Below are 19,040 nucleotides of genomic sequence, written 5' to 3' on the forward strand. Positions count from 1 at the left end.
GTGGGGGATGTGGTGGTGGAGGCGGGGGTGTCTATTTGGTACGGCGCGGTGATCCGGGCTGACCTCGGCACGATCACGATCCGGGCGGGCGCGAACATCCAGGACAACACCGTGATCCACGTCGGGCACAACGGGTGCGAGATCGGGCCGAACGCGACCGTCGGGCACCAGTGCCTCGTTCACGACTGCACGATCGGCGAGCAAGCCCTGGTCGGGAACGGTGCGGTCGTGCTCGACGGCGCGGTGGTCGGGAAGCGCTCGCTGGTCGCGGCGGGCTCGACCGTGACGCCCGGCACGGTAATTCCGCCGGAATCGGTCGCCATGGGCAGCCCGGCCAAGAAGGTCGTCCCGCTCGACGGCACCGCCAAGCTCTTCGTCGACCACAACGCCGCCGTCTACCACAACCTGGCCGAACGCCACGCGGCATCGGTCGAACAAGTCGGATGAAACCCGGAGAGCTCGATCGGCGGGCCAAACTGCACTTCGCGAGGCAGGCGGTCCTGACCCAGCTGACCGGCCTACCCAGCCTGGTTCGGGCGCACCTGACGAGCGGTCCGCGTACGCCGGCTCTCCTGACAGACCGCGAGCCGCCCGACACCCCGCTGAGCCGTGACGTGCTTGAGCTGGCCACATCGTCGTACCCGGAACCCCTGCTCGGCCACTGCGTGCGGACGTGGTTGTGGGGCGACCTGCTCGGCGCGCGCGACGGCGTCACACCCGACGGAGAACTCCTCTACATCAGCGCACTAATGCACGACCTCGCGCTGACCGACCGCTTCCGACCGGACGAATCGGTCGGGTGTTTCGCGGTCCACGGTGGCAAAGTCGCCCGTACGACGCTGACGTCACTCGGCGCGGACCCGTCGTACGCCGACGAGGTCGCCACAGCGATCGCGCTGCACATGAACGTCCGGCCCAGCGGTGGACCCGAGGCCCGCTTGCTGCTGGCCGGCGCCCACCTCGACGTCGCCGGCACCCGAGCAGGCGACCTCAACCGGCAGACAATCGGCGAGATCGTCGCCAGATACCCGCGCAATGGGTTCCCCGCCTGCTTCGCGACCGCCATGCGCCGCGAAGCCGCCGAACGCCCCAACTCGCGAGCGGCCCTCCTCTGGCGCCTAGGTATGCGCCTGCCTATGAATCACAACCCTCTGGACCGCAACGGCTCCTAGGGTTGAGCGCATGCTCAGACCACTCGCTGGATTCGGCGCGTTCGGACTGTTCTGGGGAGCATGGGGCGCGATCCTGCCCGCGATCCGCGCCGAGGCCGTGTTCGCCGCCGCGGCCGCCATCGGACGGATCGCCGGCAACGTGCTGCTGAAACGGCTCCGGCCCGTCCAGCTTCTGGTGACTGGAGGCGCCATCGCCGCCGCGGGATCGCTGTGCGCCGCCGTAGCGGGCAACGCCGTACTCGCGCTGGTCGGGATCGGCGTAGCCGGCCTCGGTACGTCGGTCTGCGCGCCAACGATCATCGGGATGGCCGGTGCCTGGGCCGGTCCGGACCGGCGGGCGGGAGCGATCTCGACGGTGACGACGATTGCCTACCTGGGATTCCTGCTCGGTCCACCCGCGGTCGGCGCGGCGTCCTCGGCGTGGTCGTTGCCGGTCGCGCTGGGTAGCGTCGCCGTACTGGCTGTCGTCGTCGCCGTCCTCGCCCCGATCGCCGGGCGACTGAAAGGAATGTGAAAGGGACCCTTTGCGAGGCTACGGTGACAAGCAGACCGAGGGAGGGTGCTCATGACCGAGATCGCGAACTCCGGCGCCGCGGTGATCAATCGGGCCGACGGGCGGGACGACGGCGAGGAGTGGACCGAGAACTACACCGAGCTCCCGGGTGGTGCGGGCGTCTCGCTGATCCTCGAGTCCACCACGCAGGAGGGCGTCGGCCCCCGGCTGCACAAACATCCTTACGCCGAGACCTTCATCATCCGGCGCGGTACGGCGACGTTCACCGTCGGCACCGAGGAGATCGTCGGCAAGGCCGGCCAGATCCTCGTCGTCCCCGCCGACACCCCGCACAAGTTCCGGACCGGCCCGGGCGGCTACGAAGCCGTTCACATCCACGCCAACCCGACGTTCGAAACCATCTGGCTGGAGTAGCCGCTATCTCACCGGCTCACCCGGTGGGGCGAAGGCGGCCAGCAGGGTCGCGGTGATGTAGCCGGCGGCCTTGTCGGGGGTGAGGCGTCCGGCGTGGATCTCGCCGGCGGCGCCGTGCATCACGTTGTGCATCACGCTGACCAGCCACGAGGTGGGCAGGTCGGTCCGGAACGCTCCGTCCTTCCGGCCACGCTCGAGCAGCCGCTCCACGCGCGCCATCGGATCGGCGTGCAGCTCTTGCACCCTGCCTGGGGGGAGCGTGTCCTGGGCTGCGAGCAGGAGTGACCGGTACCGGTCGACCAGATGCCAGCTGGACTCGATCAGCCGGGCCAGCGCGTCCCGCGGATCACCGCTCAGATCGACCTGACCAAGCGTGTCCTCGCCGCCCTCGATGGCGTGCACGAACACCGCGTCGACGAGCTCGGCCCGGGACGGGAAATGACCGTAGAGCGTGACCCGTCCGACGCCGGCCGCTTTCGCGATCTCGCTCGTACTCGCGGCCGGATCGCGGCTCAGGCACTCCGTCGCGGCATCCAGGATCGCCGCGATGTTGCGCTGCGCGTCCGCCCGCTTGCCGGCCTTGGCAGTCGTCGCGGCCATCCGGCCCTCCTCTTGTCGAACACTGGTGTACGAGTTATGGTACCCGAGATAACTTGAACAGCAGTGTTCGACTTAAGGATTCGACCATGGAAGAACGAAACCCTCAGCGGTGGCGACTGCTGGGGCTGCTCGCCGTCGCGCAGTTCATGCTGATCCTGGATGTGACCGTGGTGGCGATCGCGCTGCCGAACATCGAGACCGACCTCGGGCTACGGCGCGAGACGCTGACCTGGGTGGTCAGCGCGTACACGCTGATGTTCGGCGGCCTGATGCTGCTCGGCGGCCGGGCCTCCGACCTGTTCGGCTCCCGCCGGGTCGTGCTGACCGGCCTGACAGTGTTCACCCTGGCTTCGCTGGCGACCGGCTTGGCGAATGGCCCGGAGTTGCTGCTCGCCGGCCGCGTCGCGCAAGGCATCGGGGCCGCGATGCTGTCGCCGGCCGCGCTCTCGGTGGTGACCAAGATCTTCGACGCCGAGGAGCGGAACAAGGCGCTCGGCATCTGGTCGGCGATGGGAGGTGGCGGCTCGGCGATCGGCGTACTGCTCGGTGGTCTGCTCACGGCCGGCCCGGGCTGGCAATGGGTGTTCTACGTGAACGTGCCGATCGGCGTGATCGTCTTCGTGATGCTGCTCCGGATGCTGCCGGTCGATCGTCCGGGCGAGGATCTCGGGCGGCTCGACCTACCGGGTGCTCTGTTGGTCACGGCCGGCACGGGTACGGCGATCTACGCGCTGATCAACGCAGGTGACCGAGGCTGGCTTTCGGCCGCGACGCTTGGAACCCTGGCCGGCGCAATCGTTGTGTACGGCGTGTTCGCGCTCGTGCAAAGGAGCGTCCGGTCACCGCTCATGGACCTGCGGATCCTGACCCGCCGGCCGGTTGCCGCAGGCATCTTCATGATCCTGGTCGCGACCGCGTTGATGATCGCGACGTTCTTCCTCGGGTCGTTCTATCTGCAGCACTTCAAGGGGTACGGCGCACTCCGTACCGGACTGTTGTTCCTGCCGGTCGCGCTCGCCGCGATCGTCGGGGCTCAGGTGGCCGGGCAGATCGTGGGGCATGTCGGCGCTCGTGTCGTCGCCTTGATCGGGTTCGTGATCTCTGCGGTGGGGATGGCTGTCCCCGCTCTCTGGGAGGGTGCTGCCGGGGTCGTGATCGGGATGACTGTCGGCACGGTCGGGCTCGGTGCCGCCTTTGTTGCGGCGTCGACGACGACGTTCGCGCAGGTCGATCATCGGGAGGCTGGGCTGGCGTCGGGGCTCCTGTCGACGTTCCATGAGTTCGGTGCGTCGTTGGGCGTTGCTGTGGTCTCGAGTGTTGCGGCGGCGAGTTTGGCCGGGACGGTCAGCACTGGGTTCACTCGGGGGTTCACGTTTGCCGCGATCACTGCCGGTGTTGCGGCCGTCCTCGCGCTGGTCGTCGTACCCGTCTTCAAGCCTTCGACAGGAGTGGTCCATGCCCACTGAGATCCGCCGTGCTCGGCCCGCGGATGCCGAGACTGTGCTGACCATGCTGCAGGAGTTGGCGGCGTATCAGGATCAGCTCGCGTACGTGACGGCGACCGTCGACGACTGGCGAGGCTTCCTCGGCCGCGACGACGTGATTGTCCTGATCGCCGTCGTCGACGGGACGCCTGCCGGATACGTCTCGTCCCTTCGGCGCCCGTACCTGTGGGTCGGCGGAGACCAGCTGGCGTTGGATGACCTCTACGTCCGCGAACAGTTCCGCGACGCCGGCGTCGGCCGCCAGCTCATGCTCGACCTGGCCCGGCACGCCCTCCCGGACCGCCTGGTGATCAGCTGGGGCCTACGCCTCGAAAACCAGTCCGGCTACCGCTTCTACGACCGTCTGGGCGCCACCCTCACCACCAAGACCACAGCCAGCTGGTCCCCGGACATCTACGCGGACCAGCTGGCCGACTAACTCACGGGGTCAGACGCCGTGGGCCTCCAGCGCCAGGTCTTGCCAGTCGGACCAGGTCTTCAGGCGGTCGGTGTAGGCCTGTTGGACGATGGGCAGGCCTTGGGAGCCGAAGAAGACTCGTAGTGGTGGGTTGTCGGTGTCGGCCAGGGTCAGGAGGGCGCGGCCGGCGGCAGCCGGGTCACCGTAGTCCAGGGTCTTCGCGTATTCCATGAAGGCCTCGCGGAGACCGTCGTACCGGGGGTCAGGGCCGGCGAGGACAGCGCCGGTGGCGCCTTCGGTTGCGTAGCCGCCGGGCTCGACGACGGTGACCTTGACGCCGAACCCGGCGACCTCCTGGGCCAAGGACTCGCTCAGTCCTTCGAGGGCCCACTTGGACGCGCAGTAGGCGCCGCCGGTCGGGAACCCGGTGAGGCCGGCGACCGACGAGATCTGGATGAGGTGACCGCTCCCCTGCGCGCACAGGTAGGGGAGCGCGGCCTGGACGACCCACACCGGACCGAAGAAGTTGGTCTCCAACTGGTCGCGCAGATCTTGCTCGGTCAGCTCCTCGACCGCACCGGACAGGCCGTACCCCGCGTTGTTCACGATCACGTCGAGCCGGCCGAAGTAGTCGTTGGCCTGCTTCACGCTGTCGAAGACCGCGGCCTTGTCGGTCACGTCCAACGCGAGTGGCAGTACGGCGTCGCCGTACGTCGCAACCAACTCGTCGAGGCGTTCGGTGGTCCGGGCGGTGGCGGCCACCCGATCGCCGCGGGACAGGGCGGCCTCGACGAAGCTCCGGCCCAGGCCGCGCGACGAACCGGTGACGAACCAAACCTTGCTCACGATATTTCTCCGTTCTAGGCCGCGGGCCGGACGTTGTGGTTGAGGGCGAACAAGTTGCCGGGGTCGTACTGACGCTTGACCGCAGCCAGCCGCTGATAGGTCTCCGCCGGATAGATCGCCGCCACGTCCTCCTCGGTCGCAGTGGACAGGAAGTTCGCGTACGCGCCGTTGACGTGTGGCGCGAGCCTCGTCCAGATCGCCTCCAGGCCTGGCCGACCGGCCGCGATCACGGGCTCCGGGCCGATGGCGGTGATCGCGAACATCAACTCCGCCTGACGATGCGCGTACGCCGTGGCGTCGTCAGCGACTCGTGACACCGCGCCGCCGATGCTGCGGATGGCGATGACCGGTGACCGTTCCGACGTCGCGATCTCGGTCAGAATCCGAAGGACGTCGGGGACGGATTCCCTGTCGGCAAAGGCGTTTCGGGTGACGAGCTGGATGCCGGGCGGCGGGATCATGCCATCCACGAGGATGTCCGCGTACGGCTTCAGTGCGATGTCGTCGTCGATCACGGTGCCGAGCCGGCGAATCGGGTCGATCGCCTGGCCTGCGAGTACCGCGTCATCGCCGTCGAACGCGACGTGGATCTCGACCGGCGCTTCGTGGCCGCCGGCGAAGGGGTTGGCGAGGGCCGCGATCGAGGTGAGTTCCTCGGGCGCGGTCCGGAAGTACTCCGCCCAGCCCTGGAGTACGGTCGATGCCTCCGCCGCCGGGAACCTGACCTTGCCGAAGAAGACGTCGGTCGTCGGGTGGGCCGCGAACTCGAACGCGGTCACGATCCCGAAGTTGCCGCCGCCACCGCGAAGCGCCCAGAACAACTCCGGGTTCTCGCCGGCACCCGCGCGTACGACGTCTCCGTCGGCGGTGACGACCTCCGCGGCGACCAGGTTGTCCAGCGCCAGGCCGTACTTGCGGACCTTCCAGCCGATGCCGCCGGACAACGTCAGCCCGCCGACGCCGACGCTCCGGGTGTCGCCCGAGGAGATCGCCAGGCCGTGCGGGGCGAGGGCGGCGGTGACCTGCCCCCAGGTGGCGCCGCCGCCGATCCGGACGAGGTGGCGATCTTTGTCAACAATCAGAATGTCTGCGAGTTGACCGAGATCGATGACCACGCCGCCGTCGTTCGTACTGAATCCTTGGAAGGCGTGGCCGCCGCCTCGCACGGACAGCGGGAGTCCGCTGTCGGCGGCGAACGCGACGGCCGCTCGGACGTCGGCGACGCTCGTGGGGCGCAGTACATAAGCCGGCGTACCGAATGCCAGAACCGAGCGGCTGGCCGCCTCGTACTCCGCCGCGCCGGGTTCGATGATGTCGCCGCCGAAGTCGCGGCGAAGGTTCTCGAGTGCTGAAGACATGGTGTTCCTTCCACAGGGGATGCCGGTGAACGAACACGAGATGCCGGACCCGCGGTTCCTGTGACAGCGCGGTTTCGTGACCTGCGCCATACGGCTCGATGTCACACGACGACCGGACCGCGTGTCTGAGGGGTGACGACGAGATCGGAGAGGTGATCGGTATGCGCGTGTTCGTGGCTGGTGGAACCGGAGTTCTGGGACGGCGGTTGGTGCCGCAGTTGGTGGCCCGGGGGCATGAGGTGACGGCAACGACGACGAGCTCGGCCAAGGTGGGGTTGGTGGAGCAGTTGGGGGCCGAGGGGGTGGTGATGGACGGCCTGGATGCGGCGTCGGTCGACGCGGCCGTGGGCAAGGCGCAGCCGGACGCGATCGTGCACCAGATGACCGCGATTGCTGTCGGGCACGCGGGCAAGCCCGACATGAAGCACATGGATCGGTGGTTCGCCGGCACCAACCGGCTGCGCACCGAGGGCACGGACAACCTGCTGGCTGCTGCGTCGGCGTACGGGGTGGCGAACTTCGTCGCGCAGGGGTACGGCGCCTGGAACGGGATCCGTACGGGCGACTGGATCAAGACCGAGCAGGACCCGGTGGATCCGATGACGGGTACGCCGGCTGAGCCCGGGATGGCCGCTCTGCGTTACGTCGAGGATGTGGTCGTCAAGGCCGGCGGGGCGGTTCTGCGGTACGGGTGGTTCTACGGGCCTGGGGCGATGGATGATCTGGTCGAGCCGGTGCGGAAGCGGCAGTTCCCGGTGGTCGGGAGCGGCGCCGGCCGCTGCTCGTGGATCCATCTGGATGACGCGGCGAGCGCGACGGTCCTCGCGGTGGAGCAGCAGGCGAAGGGCGTCTTCGACATCGTCGACGACGAACCGGCACCGGCGTCGGAATGGCTGCCGTACCTGGCGTCGGTCGCCGGGGCGAAGCGCCCGATGCGGGTCCCTGTCTGGCTGGCCCGGCCGCTGGCAGGAGAAGTCGCAGTCACGGTGATGACCGCCGGCCGCGGCTTCTCCAACGCCAAAGCCAAACGAGAACTCGGCTGGAACCTCCGCTACCCCACCTGGCGCCAAGGCTTCAAAGCCGAACTAGCCAAATGACACCTGTCGATTTTGGGTGGGGGTGATCGACGCAGGGGTGATGGAGCACTCAACCCCTGGAAGGACCGCATCATGACTACCAACGACGTGACGATCCCTGCCGCCGGCGTTTCCACTCGTGCTTTGCTGACCGCCGGCGTCGTTGCCGGGCCCCTGTACGTCGCGGTGTGGCTCGGGCAGGCGTTCACCCGCGACGGATTCGACATCACCCGCCACCCGGCCAGCCTGCTCGCGAACGGCGGGCCGGGCTGGATCCAGACCACGAACTTCGTCGTCAGCGGACTGTTGTCCATCGCAGCTGCCGTCGGACTACGCCGTACCCTCACAGGCCGCGGCCGGATCTGGGCGCCTCGGCTGGTCACGGCGTACGGAGTCGGGCTTCTGCTCGCGGCGATCTTCCCCGCCGACCCGGCGGCAGGCTTCCCCGTCGGTACGCCGGCCGACTACGCCGAGATCAGCACCCGCGGCATGGGTCACTTCGTTGCCGGAAGCATTGGATTCAGCGGCCTGATCGCCGCGTGCCTGGTCGTCGCCGCCCACTACCGCAGCATCGGCAACCAAGCCCTCAGCCGCTTCTCGACGATCACCGGCATCCTGTTCTTCGCAGCGTTCGCCGGCCTCAGCGCGGGCGCCGGTTCTCGCCCCACCATCATCGCCTTCGACCTGGCGGTCACCCTCGCCTGGACCTGGCTGACCATCATCTGCACCAACAAACGCGGTACGGCGTGATCCCGAGCTATTCGGTCAGGACGTCACCTCGGGGGGTTCGGCGGTAGAGGACTGTTCCTGCGACTCGGGTCCGGGAGACCAGGCCGCTCGCGTTCAGGACCGAGAGGTGTTGGCTGATCGCCCCTGGGGTGAGTCGCATCCGGCGGGCGAGGGCGGTGGTGGTGGCGGGCTCGGCGAGGCTGGTGAGGATGCTGGCGCGAGTACGGCCGATCAGCGCCGCCAGCGCGTCGGGCGGAGGCGGTGGGGTGGCTTCCCACAAGGTGGCGATGCCGCGGACGGGGTACGCGATCATCGGCTGGTACCGGGCATGGGGGAACCCTGGTTTCACGCGACCGGTCATCGTGCGGACCCACGGCCATCCCATCGCGTACGGCACCAGGGTCAGCCCGCTGCCCGACAGCTCGCCGGTCCAGTCGAAGGGCTCCGCGACGAGCAAACGATCCCCGTCGAGGGTGACGGTCTCGTGCAAATCGTCGAACAACGCTTGCAGGCCGCCGGTGGCAAGTCGTTGGGACCGCCACAGCACGTCGGCCTCGAGAAGGCGCCTAATCCGGGGCCAATGCTCGGCCAGCGCCACTTCCCAGTACGCCCGGAGCACGTCGACGATGCGGATGATGGCGGCCTCGGGGTCCGCACGGATCCGCTCGGCGACCGCTGAGGGCATGTTCGGCACTTCTTCGGCGATATCGGTCAGGACTCGCTGCGCGTCCGTACGCCGGATCTTGTCGAGCTCGCTGACGATGTCGGGCTGTGGCTCGGTCGGCGTGAACGAGATGAAGTCGGCGATGAATCCGCGGACCGGCGCGAGCGCGAACACCTCGGTCAGGTCGAGATCGGCGACCGACGGCCGGGTTGCGCGCACCCAGGGCAGGTGCAATGAGTGTTCACCCGGTGCACGGAGCGCGACCGTACTGAAGACCAGCTCCATCAGCGGCGAGAACGCGAACCTGATCCGGGCCACGTCCTCGGGTCGCAGCCGCCACTCGATCACGCGAGCCTCCTCGCCGCACATTTAGCTCAGGCTAAAAGTATCGCCGCCCCTCGGCGCCCCGGCCAGAGTCAGGTCAAGCCGGTTCAGCCGGCTCCGACCTACTCACGACAGGGCCGGACGGCCGCCCGATGCAGCGAAAGGAACCCCGTGATGAGCAAGGTAGTGCTGGACGTATCTGTGTCTCTGGATGGATTCTCGGCCGGACCGAACGTCCGGCCGGACGAGCCGATGGGGGACGGCGGTGAAGGGCTGCACGACTGGGTTGCCGGGACGGGGCCGAACGGCGAGGTCGACGCCGGCGTCCGCCGGGAGCTGGACGCGTCGGTGGGGGCCACCATCGTCGGACGGCATACCTTCGAGCTCGGCCTGAAACCGTGGGGCGGCACCCCGTGGCCCGGCGTACCGAGTTTCGTGGTCACCCACCGGATCAGGGAGGACCTCCTCGGCGACAACGGCGGTACGTTCGCCTTCGACGGGCTGGAGTCCGCGGCCCGGCGTGCCAAGGAAGCCGCGGGGGACAAGGACGTGGTGGTGCTGGGCGCGGAGGTTGCCCGGAGCCTGCTCAGGGCGGGCCTGCTCGACGAGGTGTGGATCCATATCGTCCCCCGGCTGATGGGGGAGGGCACGCGGCTGTTCTTCGGGGAGCAGGCCGAGCTGATCCCGGAGGGAAAGCCTGTCGCGGGAGCCGCCACCCACCTGCGGTACCGCGTCTCCAAGAACACGGACTAGTCGTACGCCGCAACGGTCCTTAGTGTCATCGGTACGACGATTGACACTCGAGGGGAGGTCGGGGTGCCTCGGCGGCAGGACATGGGGACGGCTTCTTCCCGGCAGTGGGCGATTGCCCGGCTGTCGGCGTTCCTGCTTCTCGTCGTGGCGGGGGTGCTGGGAACGGCGCAGCCGGGCTACGCGGCCGCAACACAGGAAGATGTCACCTACCTCAACGCCGCCCACCAGCTCAATCTGACGATCATCCAGGCCGGCCTGGATGCCAAGACCCATGGTCGGAGTTCGTGCGTGAAGCAGGTGGGCGCCCAGCTCGAACGTGACCATCGCAAGCTGGCCGCGCAGGAGCTAGAGGCCGCCAGCCAACTCGGCGTCGGGCTGGTCCCTATTCCCTCGCAGGCACAGCGTGAGCAGCTCAAAGCCGTTGCGGACAAAGCCGGGACCTCTGGGTACGACTCCGCCTGGCTGGCGTTGCAGCGGCAGGCGCACCAGCAGTACCTGACGCTGATCAAAGGCGAGTTGGCGAACGGCACCCAGCCCGCCGTCAAGTCAGTGGCCAAAGGTGCCCAGACCGTGATCCAGATGCATCTGGACATGGTGGAACCCACCTGCCACGTCGGAACCGACACCCCGACAGTGCCGACTGGCGACGGCGGCCAGATGGCGGACGTCCAGCGGATCCGCTCGCAGATCGGGTTGGTTCTGTTCGTCCTCGGCGTACTTCTGCTCGCCGGCAAGGCAGCCCGAGCGCGGCGACGCCTCGTCGGCCTTTCAGCGTTGGCGCTAGGAGTCGCTCTGGTGTTCGGAGGGCCGCTCGGTGATGCCGGTAACGTTCCGGAGGCCGGTGCTGCGGTGACGGATCCGGAAGCCGCTATTCCGCCGACCCGGCTGGCGGTGCCCGGCTTCGTGGACGCCCCGGTGAATCCGGTCGCGGCCGGCACCGACGGTCAATTGCAGGTGCCGAAGTCGTCGGCCGACGTGGGCTGGTGGGCGGCTGGTGCGGCGCCGGGCTCGGCCGGTGGCACCGTGCTCCTCGTCGGGCATGTGGACACCGCCCGGAGCGGGCGCGGGGTGTTCGCCGCGTTGTGGGACGTACCCGTCGGCACCAAGGTTGTAGTGACAGCCGGGGATGGCCGCGTGCATCGGTACCGCATCGTGGCTCGCCGGATCTACCTGCAGGAAAAGCTACCGGCTGACCTGTTCCGCGGTGCTTCGAAGCCGCGGTTGGCGCTGGTCACCTGCATCGGCTCGTACAACCACTCCGCACACCGCTACACCCACAACCTGGTGCTCTACGGCGTCCCATCCTGACCGGTGGCCTGCGCCCCCTTGTGGGAACGGAACCTCGAGCGGAACTTCGAGTCGTACTCCAGGTGCACGTATCCCGAGGAGTGCACGCCGACCGCGACGAATCCCACGGCCAGGAACACGATCCCCGCCACCAGGGAGATGTGCCAGAAGGCCGCCGTCAGGCCGGCGAACGCCGAGCCCTGCGCGACCGCCTTGGCCAGCCCGACGAACCGTGAGGTGCTCGTCCGATGACGAAACGCCTCCTGCCGGTTCAGCACCAGGAGCGCGGCGAGCAAGGGTATCGAGACGGCGAACGCGACGACGCAGATCTTCGCCGACAGATCGAGCGAGTCCTCGGTCAGGAACGGCTGCACCACCACGAGGCCGGCGGCCGCCAGTCCGCCGTAGATCAGGTTGGACTGACGGATCGATTCGTCCTGCGCAGCCGGGTCGGCGACGGCGTCCTGGGCCTCCTGCCGGATGGCTTCCGCCTCGGCTTCGGCTTCGGCCTCCATGAGGTCCGCATGTTCCCTGTCCTCGTTCATGGGCTCAATCTTCCCGAACTCCGTTGGTCCCTGTGATCCGGGCTTGGCGATTTACACTGCTTGGCGGCCGCCTCGCGCCTGAGCGCGTGAGCTGCGCTGATCCGATCCGGCTGGCTGGAGAGTGCGATGACCTTTTCGATCGTGGCGTTCGACCCGGACTCCGGCTCCTCGGGGATCGCGGTCGCATCGAAGTTTCTGGCGGTAGGCGCGGTGGTGCCCTGGGGACGCGCCGGCGCGGGTGCGGTCGCCACCCAGGCCATGGCGAACCTCTCGTACGGGCCACAGGGTCTCGATCTGCTGGCCAACGGTCTCTCCGCTGATCAGGCGGTGGCCCAGCTGACAGACGCCGACGACGAGCGCGAGCACCGCCAGGTCGGCATGGTCGACACCCAGGGCCGAGGCGCCACCTTCACGGGCGGGTCCTGCCTGGACTGGGCCGGCGGCCAGGCCGGTGACGGCTTCGCGATCCAGGGCAACATCTTGGCGGGCCCGCAGGTGGTGGCGGCCATGGCCGATGCCTGGAAGGAGCGCGCCGGTGAGGCATTCGAGCGGCGACTGGTGGCGGCGCTGGCGGCCGGCGACCAGGCAGGCGGAGACCGCCGCGGCCGGCAGAGCGCGGCGCTCCGCGTGTGGCGCGAAGGAGCCGCGTACGGCGGTGTGCTCGACATCGCCATCGACCTGCGCGTCGACGACCATCGGACGCCCATCGACGAACTGGGCCGCCTGCTGGACCTCCACGAGTTGTACTTCGGCAAGCCGGATCCGGCGAGCTTGGTCCCATTGGAAGGGGCGCTGGCCGTTGAGGTGGCCGCCCGCCTGGAAACGCTCGGCTATCCCACCGGGGCCGGGTTGGTCGAGGCGCTCGACACGTGGGCGAGTACTGAGAACTTCGAGGAGCGCCTGGTGCCCGGCAAACTCGACCCAGTGATCCTCGAGCAACTCCGCCACCAGGCAGCCTCCTGACTCATTCTGGGGTGCGCAGGGCGCCTGGGGGTGAGCCGGTTGCGGTCTTGATGTGGCGGCTGAGGTGGCTGACCGAGTCGTAGCCGGTGAGCTCGGCGATTGCCTGGAGCGGCAGTGTGGAGTTGCGGATGTGGCCTAGCGCGTGCCGCAGTCGTACGTTCTGCAGCGCCGTACGCGGGCTCGTGCCGCGCAGTCGCGTGAAGTACGCGCGCAGCCCGGACGGCGAGATGCCGAGCTCGGCGGCGACCGTGGCGATCCGGATCCTGGTGGCGAAGCGTTCCTCGAAGATCCGCTCGGCTTGTGCGACGAGTTGTTCGGCCGAGGTGACTGGCTCGGCCGCCGCGGCGCGGCGGAGCAGGACGTCGAGTTCGCCGAGCAGTAGCGAACTCAACTGGTCGCTGTCGTGGCCGGGCTGTGCGTTCTCGCGGACGATTGCGTCGAAGACCCGGCCGAGGCTGCGGTCGCCGTCGTCGAAGCAGACGCGCGGCCAGGGCCAGCCGGCGGCGGCGTCGACTTGCAGGAAGCGGTTGGCGTAGCCGGTGCGGCTGAGCTCGGCGTGCCAGGTCCGGGGTGGCGTCAGCAGTACCGTCCCCGGCGTGGCGGCGTACGTCTCGTCGCCGACCGGGCAGGTGATCCGTCCGCGCACGTAGTAGACCAGCTCCCACGACGTGTGCGCGTGCAACGGATAGTCCTTGCCCGGCCCGGCGGTGTGTACGCCGGCGCCGAGCAGTCGAAGCGATTTATGCATAACCGCAGTCGCCTTCTGCATTGTTTCCCGGGCAGGTCCGATCGATGCTGACATCGATTCGTGCAACCTGTAAAGGAGCGCTTGTGATGGACATGGCGGCCGCACTCGGCGATCTCGGCGTGACTGACGACGTACTCACGCAGGACGAGAAGGACCAGCTCGACCGCGACGGATTCCTGCCGCTGGAGGGAATCCTCACGCCGGAGGAGGTGTCCGGGCTCAACAAGCGGATGGCGGAGCTCACCGTCGCCGAGGGCGACCGGGCGGGCCTGGAAGTGCATCAGGAGCAGGGCACCGACCGGCTCGCCGACCTGGTCAACAAGGACCCGAAGTTCGAGGTGTGCTTCAGCCATCCGCGCGTCCTGGCCGCGATGAAACATGTGCTCGGCGAGTTCAAGTTGTCGTCCCTCAACAGCCGCGCGGCACTTCCGGGTCAGGGTCACCAGGCCCTGCACGCCGACTCCGGCCACCCTGTCGAGCCCGGCGAGTACGAGGTGTGCAACTCGATTTGGCTGCTCGACGACTTCACACCGGAGAACGGCGCGACACGCGTCGTACCCGGCTCCCACCGCCGCGGAACCATGCCCGGCGACGAGATGGCCAACCCGGGCGACGAGCACCCCGACCAGATCCAACTAACCGGCAAGGCCGGAACAGTCGTGGTCTTCAACAGCCACCTCTGGCACGGCGGCACCCAGAACCGCACCGACAAGCCACGCAGGGCCATGCACTCCTACTTCGCGCTGCGCCACCTAGCGCAACAACTCGACCAGCAGACCTACCTCCGAGTCGAAACCTACAACCGCCTAACCCCCGCCCAACACTTCATCCTCGACGTCACCGGCACCAACTGAAGGTCGCGGCGCGGCGATGTTCCGCGCGCTGGTTGGTTAGGTCAGGGTGTTGCGGACGGCTGTGATCAGGCGGTTGGCTCGGGGGTCGCCGTGGCCGATCATGCGGTTGGTGACGTAGGCGAAGCCGATGCCGTGCTCGTCGTCGCCGAAGGCGAACTGGCCGCCGGCGCCGTCATTGCCGAAGCTTCGGGGGCCGAGGAGGGGGCGGAAACTCGCGGAGTCCAGCAGGAAGCCGGAGCCCCAGCGGGCGCCGGCGTCGAAGCCGAGGAAGCCCTGGCCGGATGAGACCTCGCGGACCGCGTCGGAAACGGTCTCCTCCGACAGCAGACGAGGACGGCCCTCGATGCCCGTGACGGCGGCTGCGTAGAGACCGGCCAGGCCGGTTGCCGACGCGACCGCGCCCGCACCCGGCAACTCCATCCCCATCAGCGCGGGATCGTTCCAGCCGTGCGGTACGTCGAGACCCGGGAACACCAGCGCCCCGTTCATCGTCACGATCCGCGTGAGCAGGTGCTCCGGCCCCGGCATCGCCGGCCGCCCCTCGGCCTCGGTCAGCCGCGCCAGCGTACCCAGCTCAGAGGAAGGCAGCCCGATCCACACCCGCAACCCGAGCGGATCACCAACCACAGAACGGAAGTACGCACCCGGCAACTGCCCGGTGATCCGCCGAACCACCTCACCGAGCACGAACCCGAACACATGCCCGTGATACTCGTACGACGTACCCGGCTCCCACAGCGGCTTCTGCTGCTCGATCGCCTCAACCACCGGCGTCCAGGCCGCAATCTCGTCGAAGGTCAGCGTCTTGTCCAGCACCGGAATCCCGGCCCGATGCCCGAGCACCATCCGGCAAGTGATCGCCTCCTTGCCGCCAGCAACAAACGAAGGCCAGTAAGAACCGATCGGCGCATCCAGCGAGAGCCGTCCGTCCTGCGCCAGCAGGTGTACGACGAGGCTCACCAGCCCTTTGGCACAAGAGAAAACGGGTACCACGGTCTCGCGATCCCACCGCTGACCGGGGGCGGCCTCGCCGTCCCAGAGCTCCACCACTTTGCGACCATCGAAGTACACGGTGACCGCGGCACCGAGCTCGGGAAACAGGGAGAAGTTCTCCGCGAAGGTGTCTGCGACAGCGCCGAACCCCTCGTCCACCCAGCCGTCCATGGTCTCCCGTCCTCAATCGATCAGCCGGGAAACCTTACGTCTGACAGCTCACGGCCACGACTGATTTAGGGCAGAACCCACTTCTGACTCGTCCCGCCAGTGCAGGTGTTGATGATCAGTTTGGTGCCGTTGGCACTCAACCCACCGGACGTGTCAAGGCACAGCCCGGACCCGGCGTTGAGCAGCGTACCGTCCGCACGCGGTGTCCACTTCTGCCCAGCACTGCCGTTGCAGGTCCACAGCACCGCGGTAGTCGTGATCGCCGTACCCCGAGCATCAAGGCACTTGCCCAGCGACCGCACCGTGCCGTCATCCGAGGATGACGTCCACTGCTGGTTCGTCGCGCCCTTGCAGGTGTAGAGCGTGATCGGCGTCCCGTCGGCGGTCGCGGCTTGGTAGATGTCGACGCACTTCCCGGCGATCCCGGTGATCGGCCCGGTGTCCTGGAACACCCCGAACTCCCACAGCGAGTAGTAGCTCCCCGCCACACCACGAGCCGTCGCGTAGATCCGTACGTACCTGGCGAAGTTCGGCGTGAACGCGATGCTGTCCGTGCCACCGTCTCCGGCAGTCGTCGAGGACACCGTCTTCCACGTCCGCCCGCTGGTGGACACCTGGATCTGATACGCCTTCGCGTAGGAGGTCGTCAGCCAGTTGAGTAGCACCCGATTGACCACCTGGACCGATCCGAGATCGACCCGGAACCACTGTGGATCCTGACGAGCACTCGACCAGGCCGTCGACATCGACCCGTCGACCGCCTTCGACGCCTCCCGTCCCGCGAGGTAGACGCTCGAGGCCAACGTCGCGCGGCCACGGGCGAGATTGCGCTTCGGTACGTACGTCGCCGTGTAAGTCGCAGCCGTCGCCGGCGCGACGAAGTTGTGGTTGCGCGCTCCGCCGTCGGACCAGGTCGCGAACCGGTACAGCTGGTTCGCGACCGGCTGTGTCGGCTCCGCGGACAGCGATCCGCTCGACCCGACGATCGTCGTACCGGTCGACGGAGTCTTCGCGGTCTTGCCGAGATACGTGAGCTGCAACCCCGACGGTTGCGAAGCGAAGCTCAGCCCGACCGTCTTCGGATCCAGCCGGACGCTCTTGACGTCTGTCAGTCCACCGGCATCCGTCGCGGTCAGCTTGAGTTCCAGGTACGACGGATACTCGTGATCCGGCGCGGTAAACGTGCCGCTGGCCGCGGTCATGCTCGTGATCGTGTGCGAGTGGCAGTCGCTCGGACAGTGATGCATGATCAGCGACCAGGTCAGCGCCGAACCCGGGAGCGTGCCCTGCTCGGGATCGGTGGCCGAGCCGGCGAAGCTGATCGTGTCGCCGACCTTCCACGTCGTCGCCGGACCGGGCGCGGTGATCAGGGCGGTCGGTGCGGTGTTCGCGACGTTGATCTGTGTCGACGTCGTCCCGGTGGTATGGCCGTCCGACACTCTGAGACGCGCAGTCACACTGCCGCTGGTCGTGTACGTCTTCTGTACGGTCGCAGCCGTCGAGTCGTCGTACTGGCCGTCGCCGTCAAGGTCCCACGCATAGGTCAACGGATCGCCGTCGGCGTCGTTGGAGGCGGTCCCGTCGAACGTCACGGTCAGCGGGGTCGGACCGCTGGACGGGTCGGCGTGGATCACCGCGGTCGGCGGGTTGTTCGTAGCGTCGTAGACGTAGCGGAGGATCCGGCCGTTGTCGTAGTCGACGGTGAACAGGTCGCCGCCGGGTCCCGTCTGCAGCCGGGTGGATCCGTAGCCGGAGGCGAACTGAACGATGTGCGCCGGGTCCGGCAGGCCGTTGCTGCCGGGCATCATCGCCCAAACGCAATGGCGGCTGTAGTCGGCGAAGAACAGTGCGCCGTCGTACTCCGGCGGATAGTTGCCGCCCTCGTAGAACGACATGCCGGAGATCGACGAACTGCCGGTGGTGCAGGGCTCGCCGGTCACGAGGTGCTGGGCGTGGTCGTAGGAGTAGTACGGCGTGGCCACCGCGGACGGACCGGCGGCGTACAGGTTCTCGCAGATGTTGACGTTGAGGGAGTCGTACCCGGACTGACGGCCTGGGCCGTCGTAGCAGGGCCAGCCGAAGTTGGCGACGCCGGCGGTCGGGTTGACGATCCGGTCGATCTCTTCCCACTTCTGGTAACCGACGTCGCCGATCCAGATCTCGTTCGTCCCCGGGCGGAAGTCGAACCGCATCGGGTTGCGCAGACCGTGCGCCACGATCCGGCGGGCGTTCAGGTCGGAGCTGCCCAACGCGGGGTTCCCCGGCGCGGCCTGGCCGGTGTCGGGGTCGATGCGGATCAGCGAGCCGTCGAGACCCGCCGGATCGCCGCTGGTACGGACGTCCTGGGACCGCAGCGCACCACCTTCGGCGGTCGGCGGGGCGAGCGTCGTACCGACGGGTGCGGGCCCATCTCCACAAGGGTTGTCGGGTGTCACATCGGAGGTGAGGAAGCTGTCCTGGCCGTAGTCGATGTAGTTGAAGCTGGCGCCGTCACCACCGCCCGCGTAGAGCATCCCGTCCGGCCCGAACTCGATCGAGCCGATCGAGTGGCTCGGGTAGACCTGGCACCAGTCCTCGACGAGCACCTGTTCGGCGCCGTTCCCGTTGATCACCGAAAGTCGTGCACTGGCCTGGCAGCCGTCACCGGTCGGACCGGGCGGCGACGGGCAGGGATCGTCCGTGGTGTCGGGGGTTCCCCACTTCGGGGTCGGTCCGCCGATCAGGCCGTCATGTGTGTACAGCACGTAAATGCGTGGATCCGCAGGGAAATCGGGGTGCAAGGCGAGACCGAGCAGGCCACGATCCCAGTAGTTGTAGACCTGCGTGCGGAGATCGGCGTACACACTCGGCGTCGGGTCGTCGAGCGAATCGAACACCTTGATCAGGCCGCTCTTCTCGGCGACGAAGACCCGGCCGTCCGGCGAGAACGCGACGTTCGTCGGATTGACCAGGCCGCTGAACACGATCTGCTCGCTGAATCCGGTCGGCGTGACCGCGGCTCGTGCCGGTTCGATCACCACGAGTGGCGTCAACAGGAGTACACAGACCGCGGACAGGACGCGACGTACCCACTTGGCGGAAAACCTCATGAAGCCCCCAGGCCCACAATCCCGGTGCCCGGCCTCAC

Annotated in this window: 20 protein-coding genes; 12 read left to right on the plus strand and 8 right to left on the minus strand. The window is 68.0% G+C overall.

Features of this window, described 5'->3' with window-relative positions; all coding sequences use genetic code 11:
- Window positions 1-27 precede the first annotated feature (27 nt).
- Genes ACZ3HV_RS41380 through ACZ3HV_RS41395 form a run of 4 tightly spaced genes read left to right on the plus strand, consistent with a single transcriptional unit; the run spans window position 28 to window position 2,100 of the window.
- Window positions 28-447, plus strand: coding sequence for a gamma carbonic anhydrase family protein (locus ACZ3HV_RS41380; RefSeq protein ID WP_465693057.1), 420 nt, complete (start codon window positions 28-30; stop codon window positions 445-447).
- Window positions 444-1,172, plus strand: coding sequence for an HD domain-containing protein (locus tag ACZ3HV_RS41385; protein ID WP_465693059.1), 729 nt, complete (start codon window positions 444-446; stop codon window positions 1,170-1,172). Before ACZ3HV_RS41380 ends, ACZ3HV_RS41385 begins: the two co-directional genes overlap by 4 nt.
- 10 nt (window positions 1,173-1,182) lie before the next feature.
- Window positions 1,183-1,686 (plus strand): MFS transporter, encoded by a 504-nt coding sequence (locus ACZ3HV_RS41390; RefSeq protein WP_465693061.1) that lies wholly within the window; start codon window positions 1,183-1,185, stop codon window positions 1,684-1,686.
- A 51-nt stretch (window positions 1,687-1,737) separates the two neighbouring features.
- Window positions 1,738-2,100: a cupin domain-containing protein gene (locus ACZ3HV_RS41395; protein ID WP_465693063.1), complete on the plus strand. Its 363-nt coding sequence runs from the start codon at window positions 1,738-1,740 to the stop codon at window positions 2,098-2,100.
- Window positions 2,101-2,103: 3 nt separating this feature from the next.
- Here the strand turns inward: ACZ3HV_RS41395 and ACZ3HV_RS41400 are convergent, their stop codons facing one another.
- Window positions 2,104-2,700: a TetR/AcrR family transcriptional regulator gene (locus ACZ3HV_RS41400; protein WP_465693065.1), complete on the minus strand. Its 597-nt coding sequence runs from the start codon at window positions 2,698-2,700 to the stop codon at window positions 2,104-2,106.
- 86 nt (window positions 2,701-2,786) lie between these two features.
- Here ACZ3HV_RS41400 and ACZ3HV_RS41405 point away from each other — a divergent pair, with 86 nt between their 5' ends.
- Window positions 2,787-4,166 carry an MFS transporter gene (locus tag ACZ3HV_RS41405; protein WP_465693066.1) on the plus strand — a complete coding sequence of 460 codons (1,380 nt, stop codon included), beginning with the start codon at window positions 2,787-2,789 and terminating at the stop codon, window positions 4,164-4,166.
- On the plus strand, window positions 4,156-4,623 hold the full coding sequence (locus ACZ3HV_RS41410; protein WP_465693068.1) for a GNAT family N-acetyltransferase: 468 nt from the start codon (window positions 4,156-4,158) through the stop codon (window positions 4,621-4,623). The genes ACZ3HV_RS41405 and ACZ3HV_RS41410 overlap by 11 nt, the downstream gene beginning before the upstream one ends.
- A gap of 9 nt (window positions 4,624-4,632) precedes the next feature.
- Here the strand turns inward: ACZ3HV_RS41410 and ACZ3HV_RS41415 are convergent, their stop codons facing one another.
- Both ACZ3HV_RS41415 and ACZ3HV_RS41420 read right to left on the minus strand, forming a co-directional pair.
- Window positions 4,633-5,448 carry an SDR family NAD(P)-dependent oxidoreductase gene (locus tag ACZ3HV_RS41415; protein WP_465693070.1) on the minus strand — a complete coding sequence of 272 codons (816 nt, stop codon included), beginning with the start codon at window positions 5,446-5,448 and terminating at the stop codon, window positions 4,633-4,635.
- 14 nt (window positions 5,449-5,462) lie between these two features.
- The gene (locus ACZ3HV_RS41420; RefSeq protein WP_465693071.1) at window positions 5,463-6,806 is read right to left on the minus strand and encodes an FAD-binding oxidoreductase; all 1,344 of its coding nucleotides are present in this window, start codon (window positions 6,804-6,806) and stop codon (window positions 5,463-5,465) included.
- Window positions 6,807-6,967: 161 nt separating this feature from the next.
- Between ACZ3HV_RS41420 and ACZ3HV_RS41425 the strand changes: the two genes are divergently transcribed.
- Window positions 6,968-7,903, plus strand: coding sequence for an NAD-dependent epimerase/dehydratase family protein (locus ACZ3HV_RS41425; protein ID WP_465693073.1), 936 nt, complete (start codon window positions 6,968-6,970; stop codon window positions 7,901-7,903).
- Window positions 7,904-7,975: 72 nt separating this feature from the next.
- Window positions 7,976-8,632 carry a DUF998 domain-containing protein gene (locus tag ACZ3HV_RS41430; protein ID WP_465693075.1) on the plus strand — a complete coding sequence of 219 codons (657 nt, stop codon included), beginning with the start codon at window positions 7,976-7,978 and terminating at the stop codon, window positions 8,630-8,632.
- A 7-nt stretch (window positions 8,633-8,639) separates the two neighbouring features.
- Here ACZ3HV_RS41430 and ACZ3HV_RS41435 read toward each other — a convergent pair whose 3' ends face one another.
- Complete coding sequence (locus ACZ3HV_RS41435; RefSeq protein ID WP_465693076.1) at window positions 8,640-9,644, minus strand: DUF5937 family protein; 1,005 nt, start codon at window positions 9,642-9,644, stop codon at window positions 8,640-8,642.
- 129 nt (window positions 9,645-9,773) lie between these two features.
- Here ACZ3HV_RS41435 and ACZ3HV_RS41440 point away from each other — a divergent pair, with 129 nt between their 5' ends.
- The gene (locus ACZ3HV_RS41440) at window positions 9,774-10,352 is read left to right on the plus strand and encodes a dihydrofolate reductase family protein (protein ID WP_465693078.1); all 579 of its coding nucleotides are present in this window, start codon (window positions 9,774-9,776) and stop codon (window positions 10,350-10,352) included.
- Between the two features lie 63 nt (window positions 10,353-10,415).
- Window positions 10,416-11,660 (plus strand): DUF4142 domain-containing protein, encoded by a 1,245-nt coding sequence (locus ACZ3HV_RS41445; RefSeq protein WP_465693080.1) that lies wholly within the window; start codon window positions 10,416-10,418, stop codon window positions 11,658-11,660.
- On the opposite strand, the gene ACZ3HV_RS41450 is transcribed toward ACZ3HV_RS41445, so the two are convergent.
- Window positions 11,642-12,184: a hypothetical protein gene (locus ACZ3HV_RS41450; protein WP_465693082.1), complete on the minus strand. Its 543-nt coding sequence runs from the start codon at window positions 12,182-12,184 to the stop codon at window positions 11,642-11,644. The two genes, ACZ3HV_RS41445 and ACZ3HV_RS41450, sit on opposite strands and share 19 nt — an antisense overlap.
- Window positions 12,185-12,310: 126 nt before the next feature.
- Between ACZ3HV_RS41450 and ACZ3HV_RS41455 the strand changes: the two genes are divergently transcribed.
- Window positions 12,311-13,147 carry a DUF1028 domain-containing protein gene (locus ACZ3HV_RS41455; RefSeq protein WP_465693084.1) on the plus strand — a complete coding sequence of 279 codons (837 nt, stop codon included), beginning with the start codon at window positions 12,311-12,313 and terminating at the stop codon, window positions 13,145-13,147.
- A gap of 1 nt (window position 13,148) precedes the next feature.
- Here ACZ3HV_RS41455 and ACZ3HV_RS41460 read toward each other — a convergent pair whose 3' ends face one another.
- The gene (locus ACZ3HV_RS41460) at window positions 13,149-13,895 is read right to left on the minus strand and encodes a helix-turn-helix domain-containing protein (RefSeq protein ID WP_360372442.1); all 747 of its coding nucleotides are present in this window, start codon (window positions 13,893-13,895) and stop codon (window positions 13,149-13,151) included.
- An 86-nt stretch (window positions 13,896-13,981) separates the two neighbouring features.
- Here ACZ3HV_RS41460 and ACZ3HV_RS41465 point away from each other — a divergent pair, with 86 nt between their 5' ends.
- A complete protein-coding gene (locus tag ACZ3HV_RS41465) occupies window positions 13,982-14,749 on the plus strand; it encodes a phytanoyl-CoA dioxygenase family protein (protein ID WP_465693125.1) in 768 nt (255 codons plus the stop codon).
- Between the two features lie 36 nt (window positions 14,750-14,785).
- Here ACZ3HV_RS41465 and ACZ3HV_RS41470 read toward each other — a convergent pair whose 3' ends face one another.
- Window positions 14,786-15,913: a serine hydrolase domain-containing protein gene (locus ACZ3HV_RS41470; protein WP_465693086.1), complete on the minus strand. Its 1,128-nt coding sequence runs from the start codon at window positions 15,911-15,913 to the stop codon at window positions 14,786-14,788.
- Window positions 15,914-15,978: 65 nt separating this feature from the next.
- Complete coding sequence (locus ACZ3HV_RS41475) at window positions 15,979-19,002, minus strand: PQQ-dependent sugar dehydrogenase (protein ID WP_465693088.1); 3,024 nt, start codon at window positions 19,000-19,002, stop codon at window positions 15,979-15,981.
- Window positions 19,003-19,040 lie beyond the last annotated feature (38 nt).

The sequence above is a fragment of the Kribbella sp. NPDC020701 genome, assembly GCF_055562215.1.

Coding starts and splice junctions, on each gene's coding strand:
- ACZ3HV_RS41425 (WP_465693073.1), top strand. CDS start 6,968: ATGCGCGTGTTCGTGGCTGGTGGAACCGGAGTTCTGGGACGGCGGTTG.
- ACZ3HV_RS41465 (WP_465693125.1), top strand. CDS start 13,982: ATGGACATGGCGGCCGCACTCGGCGATCTCGGCGTGACTGACGACGTA.
- ACZ3HV_RS41430 (WP_465693075.1), top strand. CDS start 7,976: ATGACTACCAACGACGTGACGATCCCTGCCGCCGGCGTTTCCACTCGT.
- ACZ3HV_RS41460 (WP_360372442.1), bottom strand. CDS start 13,895: ATGCATAAATCGCTTCGACTGCTCGGCGCCGGCGTACACACCGCCGGG.
- ACZ3HV_RS41450 (WP_465693082.1), bottom strand. CDS start 12,184: ATGAACGAGGACAGGGAACATGCGGACCTCATGGAGGCCGAAGCCGAA.
- ACZ3HV_RS41400 (WP_465693065.1), bottom strand. CDS start 2,700: ATGGCCGCGACGACTGCCAAGGCCGGCAAGCGGGCGGACGCGCAGCGC.
- ACZ3HV_RS41475 (WP_465693088.1), bottom strand. CDS start 19,002: ATGAGGTTTTCCGCCAAGTGGGTACGTCGCGTCCTGTCCGCGGTCTGT.
- ACZ3HV_RS41455 (WP_465693084.1), top strand. CDS start 12,311: ATGACCTTTTCGATCGTGGCGTTCGACCCGGACTCCGGCTCCTCGGGG.
- ACZ3HV_RS41395 (WP_465693063.1), top strand. CDS start 1,738: ATGACCGAGATCGCGAACTCCGGCGCCGCGGTGATCAATCGGGCCGAC.
- ACZ3HV_RS41385 (WP_465693059.1), top strand. CDS start 444: ATGAAACCCGGAGAGCTCGATCGGCGGGCCAAACTGCACTTCGCGAGG.
- ACZ3HV_RS41390 (WP_465693061.1), top strand. CDS start 1,183: ATGCTCAGACCACTCGCTGGATTCGGCGCGTTCGGACTGTTCTGGGGA.
- ACZ3HV_RS41410 (WP_465693068.1), top strand. CDS start 4,156: ATGCCCACTGAGATCCGCCGTGCTCGGCCCGCGGATGCCGAGACTGTG.
- ACZ3HV_RS41440 (WP_465693078.1), top strand. CDS start 9,774: ATGAGCAAGGTAGTGCTGGACGTATCTGTGTCTCTGGATGGATTCTCG.
- ACZ3HV_RS41420 (WP_465693071.1), bottom strand. CDS start 6,806: ATGTCTTCAGCACTCGAGAACCTTCGCCGCGACTTCGGCGGCGACATC.
- ACZ3HV_RS41470 (WP_465693086.1), bottom strand. CDS start 15,913: ATGGACGGCTGGGTGGACGAGGGGTTCGGCGCTGTCGCAGACACCTTC.
- ACZ3HV_RS41435 (WP_465693076.1), bottom strand. CDS start 9,644: ATGTGCGGCGAGGAGGCTCGCGTGATCGAGTGGCGGCTGCGACCCGAG.
- ACZ3HV_RS41405 (WP_465693066.1), top strand. CDS start 2,787: ATGGAAGAACGAAACCCTCAGCGGTGGCGACTGCTGGGGCTGCTCGCC.